Origin of the sequence: Streptosporangium jomthongense (genome assembly GCF_042650425.1) — a bacterium.
Taxonomy (GTDB): Bacteria; Actinomycetota; Actinomycetes; order Streptosporangiales; family Streptosporangiaceae; genus Streptosporangium.
On record NZ_JBHSBC010000060.1, the window covers coordinates 1 to 5378 of the forward strand.

At 70.3% G+C, this 5378-nt stretch carries 7 protein-coding genes; all 7 read right to left on the reverse strand.

All coding sequences use genetic code 11. The annotated features are described in order from the left end of the window. Window positions 1-135 precede the first annotated feature (135 nt). The gene (locus ACFOYY_RS41320) at window positions 136-816 is read right to left on the reverse strand and encodes a DUF4238 domain-containing protein (protein ID WP_386196985.1); all 681 of its coding nucleotides are present in this window, start codon (window positions 814-816) and stop codon (window positions 136-138) included. 21 nt (window positions 817-837) lie between these two features. Beyond that, window positions 838-1959 carry a tyrosine-type recombinase/integrase gene (locus ACFOYY_RS41325; RefSeq protein WP_386196987.1) on the reverse strand — a complete coding sequence of 374 codons (1122 nt, stop codon included), beginning with the start codon at window positions 1957-1959 and terminating at the stop codon, window positions 838-840. Between the two features lie 167 nt (window positions 1960-2126). Further along, entirely contained in the window at window positions 2127-2576 is a 450-nt protein-coding gene (locus ACFOYY_RS41330; RefSeq protein WP_386196988.1) for a hypothetical protein, read from the reverse strand. Window positions 2577-2586: 10 nt separating this feature from the next. Continuing rightward, the gene (locus tag ACFOYY_RS41335) at window positions 2587-3099 is read right to left on the reverse strand and encodes a hypothetical protein (RefSeq protein WP_386196989.1); all 513 of its coding nucleotides are present in this window, start codon (window positions 3097-3099) and stop codon (window positions 2587-2589) included. Beyond that, window positions 3096-3677, reverse strand: coding sequence for a hypothetical protein (locus ACFOYY_RS41340; protein ID WP_386196991.1), 582 nt, complete (start codon window positions 3675-3677; stop codon window positions 3096-3098). The genes ACFOYY_RS41335 and ACFOYY_RS41340 overlap by 4 nt, the downstream gene beginning before the upstream one ends. A 30-nt stretch (window positions 3678-3707) precedes the next feature. Further along, window positions 3708-4235, reverse strand: a complete 528-nt coding sequence (locus tag ACFOYY_RS41345; RefSeq protein ID WP_386196993.1) for a protein kilB — start codon at window positions 4233-4235, stop codon at window positions 3708-3710. Between the two features lie 54 nt (window positions 4236-4289). Then, window positions 4290-4811: a hypothetical protein gene (locus ACFOYY_RS41350; RefSeq protein ID WP_386196994.1), complete on the reverse strand. Its 522-nt coding sequence runs from the start codon at window positions 4809-4811 to the stop codon at window positions 4290-4292. Window positions 4812-5378 lie beyond the last annotated feature (567 nt).

The following is a 5378-nucleotide window of genomic DNA, read 5'->3' on the forward strand; positions in this document are numbered from 1 at the left end:
CCCGAACTGCAGGCCAAGTCCCGCCACCAGCACCTGGCCAGCCTCGGCCGCTACGTCCGCCTCGGCGAGGAGACCTCCGCCCGCATCACCGCCGAACACGACCCAGCGGCTCGGCGACGCAAGCGCTGAGCCGAATCAGACGCCTGGACCACGCGGTGTGTTTCCGGCGTACTCCGGCCGTACCCCCTTGGGGTCATCCCACAGCTCCAGCTGGCGCCTGGAGATCTCATCGGCGGCCTCGTAGAGCCCACGGAAAAGCAGGTCGACGTAGTAATCCGTGGTGAATTTCTGGACGGGCTGACCGGCCCGCCGGGTCATCCATTCGCTCATGCTGGCGATGTGGCGTCTGCTCTGCGGGGTCCGGTTGCGCTGGATGCCCATCACGACGGCCAGGGACATGAAGTCGTCGAACGACAGGTCGTCGCCCGGTGCCCAGTGGCGCAGTTTCTCCAGCAGGGTCGCCGTCTCGTCGTCGATGACGCCGAGCATTGCTTCAACCTGGTTGTGCGGCTGCTGGTTGCCCGGGTCGGTGACCCGGTAGAAGTTCTCCTCGACGCAGGTGTCCCGTAGGCCGCGCAGCTTGTCGATTCCGTTCTTGGTGTCTAGGACCCGGACTCGTTTGCGGTCCGGGCTCCAGGCCCTCAGGTAGGACTGGGGCACGTAGTGGTGTCGGCGGGAAACGCAGTCTCGCCGCTTCGCCGCCTCCTCGACCCGTGCCATGTAGGCCTTGACCTGTGGGACGCGGCTTCTGCCGCCTGCGGACATCGGTATCTTGCCCCAGGGGTTGGGCACGCTGCTGATGAGTTTCCACGCCACGGCGTGATCGGTCCTTTCTCGTCAGCGCTGGGATCCGCCGGCCAGCAGGGCGGCCATTCGGTAGGCGGCGTGGGCGTCGAGTTTGCGTCGTCCGCGGTCGTAGCGCTTGGTGGTGACCGGGGAGGCGTGCCCGAGCAGTTCCTGGACGTCGGACAGCGGGACGCCGGCGTCCAGGGCGGTGGTGGCGGCGGTGGCGCGGGCGGTGTGCGGGGTGAGCTTGGTGGGGTCGACGCCGGCGGCGGTGGCGGCGCGGCGCAGCGCGGTGGTGGTGCGCCAGCGGTCGAAGGGGCGGCCGTCGGCGCGGGCCAGGAGCGGCTCGGCCGGGGCGCGGCCCGCCAGGAGCGGCTCCAACAGGGCGCGTACCCGGGGCGGGACGGGGATGCGGTCGGTCTTGCCGCCTTTGCGGCGAAACAGGATCACCGTGTGACCGGCGTCGACGGTGACCGAGCCGACGGTGAGGGAGACCAGCTCGCCGACGCGCACCGCGCACACGCCGAGCAACGCCACAGCGGCGGCGTCGGCCGGATGCCGCGCGGCGATGGTCTCGGCGCCGTCCAGCAGGGCGGCGGCTTCCTCGACGGTGCGGGCCGGGGTGGTGCCGACGGTGGAGACCTCGGGGCGTTCCACCGGGTCGGCCGGGTTGGCGGCGATGACGCGGCGGCGGACCGCGTATCCGTACAGGCTCGACAGGCTCGACACCCGACGGGCGACCGTGGCCGCAGACAACGGGGTTCCGGGGCGGCGCAGTCCGGCGCGAGCCCGTCCGGTGGCGATGGTGTCGCGGTAGTGCGTCAGGTGGTCCTCGGTCGCCGTCAGCAGGCCGACGCCGGGCGCCTCAACGGCCAGCCAGCGCAGGAACGCCGCGGTGTCGGCCAGGCGGGTGCGGCGCGTGGTGACGGCCTTGGCCGCCTTCAGCCAGGCGGCCACCGTCGACCAGGCCGGGTCGGCCAGCGCGTCGATGTCGTCGACGTCGGCGGCGGGCACCTCGCCGCCGTCACCGCGGGCCCGGCGCGGGGACAGGCCCGCGATCTCGCCCACGGTGCCCACCATCGGCGCCGGGATCGTGACCGCCCCGGGGGAGGTGACGTGAACGGGCATGGTCGGGGCAGGGTGCAGGACGGCGTAGGGGAGGAGCTCGGTCACGCCGTCCATGATCTCATAGAGATCTCACATAATTAGCATTCTGTGAGATCCACGAGGCAGGGAGCGGCACCCGCCGACACTAACCGGCGTGACCCGCCGGAAGCCGACAACGGGTCACGCCCACGCTCAACAATGCAGAGCGCGCACCCTGCCGAACGGCCTGCCAGTCACCGCCGAGGGTCTTCGGCCTCAGGCGCACGACGCCCGGCCAAGGCGTCATGCGCCCTGGCCTGGCTCCGCCACACCGTACCCATCTGGTCGAGGAACTCCCCGCTGCGCTCCAGGCGCGCGCCCAGCAACTGCTGGGCTTCCGCGATCAGGACGGGTGAGCGCCTGGCGAACTCGGCGTTGGCCTCCTCGCGGGCGGCGCGCGCCGCGGCGATCCGGTCGGCGTCCCCGGAGTCCTTGGCCGCCTGCAGCTCCTCCTCGGTCTGACGGCACCGTTCGTGCAGCGCCTTGTGCTCGGCGGCCAGGTCGTCCTGCCGGGATGCGGCGACGACGTTCTCGGCCTGATTGACCGCCGACGTCTCGGTCAGGGCCCGCTCCTCGGCGTCGGCGAGGTCGAGGAGGTCGTCGATCTCGGGCCGACCGGTCCTGCCCTCAGCCGGATCACTCATCCTGATGTCCTTAGAGGTTCACGGTGCGGCGGAAGGTCTCGGCCGCGGACTCCAGGTCGGCGAGGACCTTACGCCAGGCCGCGGCCTCCTCCCTGTTCATGTCGACCCAGTTCTGCTCACCGAACTCGCGGGCGAACTCGCCGACGTGCTCGACGGTCTCGGCCAGCTTGTCCACCACCGTCTTGACGCTCATCCCGCCGACCGGGACCGAGCGGAACCGGTAGATCAGCAGCGGGAGGTCGACGGCCGCGGTGGCCATGGCGGTGGCCTGCCGCTCGATCTCCCGGTTGATGTTGCTCAGGTCCGCGCGCCATCCGCTGTCGATGAGCTCCACGGCGGGCAGGAGCCCGGCCCGGATCGCCGATTCCAGGTAGTTACGGGCGACGGGCAGTGCGTTCTCCCGGTCCTCGTCGGTCAGCTCCTCCCACGTCGGCAGGAAGGAACACTCGTGAGCGAACTGCTGGCGGGCCTTGGCCAGGGCCACAACGCGCGGGTCGTCGAGGGGGATCTTCGGCAACGTCATGACGGTCTCCTCAGAGAGTCAGGGGTGGTCGGGTCGGTAGGGGTGCCGTCGACGGCCGCGAGGGTCTGACGAACGGCGTCGACGGCGGGCCTGGCGAAGGAGATCTCCGTGAGCATCTCGGCGAAAGTCTCCACCAGGGCGACGCTCTCGGGCGTGAGAATCTGGGTTCGCCACCAGGTGGCGGGGGTGTCGGCTGGACGGCCCAGCAGCACGTGCCAGTCAGCCAGACCGAGCAGGCGCCGACGCACCGCCAGCCCCCATCGGCCCAGCCAGGAGAGGACCTGCTGACTGTCGCGGGGGCCCTCGATGTCCAGCCACCGCCCGTCAGGAGTCTGCACGCCCACGTGGGCCCATGACCACGCTCCGGTCGGCAGCTGCTGTTCGGCGACCCACAGGGGCCAGCCGGTGCGCTCGTGGATGGCCAGCGCGAGCATCTGGCACTGCGCGAAGAGGAAGAGTTCGCGGGCGTGGTCGTCGACCAGCCCCGGGGTAACGGTCAGCTCGGTCAGCCCACGGCGAGCAGTAGGCGTCGAGAGCCGGATCACGACCGGGCAGGCCCTGGTCTCACGGAGCGCCATGACACCTTCCTCCTTGGCCGCAGACACCGATCACTGGACCGCGGAGAGAGGCGTCGGCCCCGTGACTTGCTTCTTCGGACGCTTCTCGCCGGTGACTGCGGCGAGGTGAGCGCCCGCCACGTCCACCAGGCGGTCGGTCGCGGCCACCGCGGCGGCCCGCAGCTCCTGCAGTTCCTCCACCGTGGCGGCGGTTCGTAGGGCGTAGGTCGCGGTGGCGGCCGCCGTGGCAGCTTCACGGACCTGCGGCGCGTCCGGGTACAGCAGCCGGACCCTCACGGCGGGGTCCGTCACCGCGCTGCGCGTGCCGTGCGCGGCCTCACGCAACTCCCGTACCCAGTCCTCGTCGGCTCCGGTCAGGGCGGCCTGCCAGGCTTTCCAGCTGGCCAGCCGGTGATCGGATAAGGCGTGCGCCAACGCCACGACCGCCTCCAGGCGTGCCTGACCGGCCTGGTCCTGGCGGGCTTCCCGCCGGGCCGCTCGCGCCGCCCAGTGCGCCAGGCCGCCGGTCACGAGCACCCCGGCCAGAGTGCCCAGCACCGCTATCACGCTGCTCCACATGTCTGCTCTGCTCCTTGCTGATCGGGGGACGTTCCCGGCGGGTGCCGGGAACGGTCAGCCGGTGATCTTCGACCACCGTTCGTGCGCTGCTTGGCGGCTGATGCCGATGACGGCGCCGATGTCGGCCCAGCTGTGTTCGGCCCGTGCTGCGGCGACGGCTGCGGCCAGCCGGTCCTGGGCCGCTGCGGCTTCCTGCGAGGCATCCCGGACAGCGAGCAGCAGGGGCGGTTCCAGATGTTCCTGCCACTCGTCGTAGATGGCCTGGACAATGTGGTCAGGGGCGTCACCGTAGGAGTCGAGGTCCGGAACGTGGACCAGTCGGCTCTGCTCGTCGGCGTCCTGGACCTGGTCAACGCGGGTCCATCGAGGGCCGCGCCAGCCGCACTCGCACATGGCCTGCCAGCCAACGACGTGGCGACCGTCTTGGACGGATGCCTCCCCGTCCTCTTGCAATGGGCCGGGGGCGTCGGCGAAGCGGCGTGCCAGGGCACGGCCGTCCTTCGCACCCACGCCGTACCAGCCGCCGGGCAGGACCGGCGCGTCCCACCCCTCATGGCCGGGGTGGTCGACGGACATCCACGCCATAAACACCTCCGTATGCGTCAAGGCTCCTTGACGTTAATGATGTCAAGGAGCCTTGACGACGTCAATGGAGAGCTGTACACGCTTTTGCATGGCGTTCTCGCCCGGAGGGTTGAGCCGTGACTCAAGGGGGAAGAGTGGTCGGCACGCACGACATGAGAAACCCCAGGCCAAACCTCCTTCTTTGGTGTCAGGGCGTCCGCGATCTCGTAAAGCGGGCATCTGACACCGGAAGGCGGCCTAGCCTGGGGCTCTGGTGTTACCTGTGCGTCACGCCTGGACCGTCAGCAGCGGCTATCTGAAGAAGGCCAGGCACGCGGCGGCAACCGCGATGACGACGCACAAGCGGATGGTCCGGGGTGTGCTGTCGACGCACTCCCGGACCGTCCGCGCGATCTCCCCGAGCCAGGAGAGGACCTCCGGCTCAGGCAGACGCTCCCGCGCAGGGGCCGGCGCCTCCTCCGGCTCCGGAGGGGTAGAGGGGGTCGTGCCCATCGAACTCCTTTTCGGTTTTTTTCATCAGAAATGGACTTTTCGCCGTAATACGGCGAAAGGCCCGCA

Coding starts and splice junctions, on each gene's coding strand:
- ACFOYY_RS41330 (WP_386196988.1), bottom strand. CDS start 2,576: ATGAGTGATCCGGCTGAGGGCAGGACCGGTCGGCCCGAGATCGACGAC.
- ACFOYY_RS41335 (WP_386196989.1), bottom strand. CDS start 3,099: ATGACGTTGCCGAAGATCCCCCTCGACGACCCGCGCGTTGTGGCCCTG.
- ACFOYY_RS41340 (WP_386196991.1), bottom strand. CDS start 3,677: ATGGCGCTCCGTGAGACCAGGGCCTGCCCGGTCGTGATCCGGCTCTCG.
- ACFOYY_RS41345 (WP_386196993.1), bottom strand. CDS start 4,235: ATGTGGAGCAGCGTGATAGCGGTGCTGGGCACTCTGGCCGGGGTGCTC.
- ACFOYY_RS41350 (WP_386196994.1), bottom strand. CDS start 4,811: ATGTCCGTCGACCACCCCGGCCATGAGGGGTGGGACGCGCCGGTCCTG.